Origin of the sequence: Methylobacterium sp. WL18 (assembly GCF_008040015.1) — a bacterium.
GTDB classification, from domain to species: Bacteria; Pseudomonadota; Alphaproteobacteria; order Rhizobiales; family Beijerinckiaceae; genus Methylobacterium; species Methylobacterium mesophilicum.
The window spans coordinates 1-502 of sequence record NZ_VRVD01001302.1; the positions used below are offsets into that span (position 1 = coordinate 1).

1 protein-coding gene is annotated in these 502 nt (G+C 73.7%); it reads right to left on the minus strand.

The genetic code is table 11. From position 1 onward, the window contains the following. Positions 1-502, minus strand: a 502-nt coding sequence (locus FV228_RS32435) for an AI-2E family transporter (protein WP_246694123.1), incomplete at both ends; no start/stop codon positions are given.

The window sequence follows — 502 nt, forward strand, 5'->3', positions numbered from 1 at the left end:
CCCCTGCGCCGGCTCGGAGGCCGGCGGGGCGGGGCGTGCGGGCTCCTGCCCGCCCGGCGCCTTCGCGGGCTCCTTGCCCGCCTCCGCTTCCTTGCCGCCGGCGTGGAGCGCCCGACCGATATTCGCGACGTAGTCGGTGATGTGGCCCACCGGCGAGGTCCGTAGCCCCTCGATCTTGCGCTCGATGGTGGTGCGGTAGCGCGGGATGTCGCCGGCGAGGTCAGCCGCCTGGATGCCGATCAGCGTCGCCAGGGCGGCCACGATGCCGAGCGTCAGAAGCACGCTCACGCCCACCGCCACCAGCCGCGGCAGGCGCAGGCGCCGCAGGCGGTTCACCAGCGGTGTCAGCACGAAGGAGAGGAGTAGCGCGATCGCGATCGGGATGAAGATTTCGCGGCCGAAATACAGCACCGCCACGATGGTGGCCCCGACCAGGATCGGCGAGGCCATCGCGGCCCGCGGGGTCTCGGCCGCGGCGACGCGCGTGGGACGCGGCGCAACC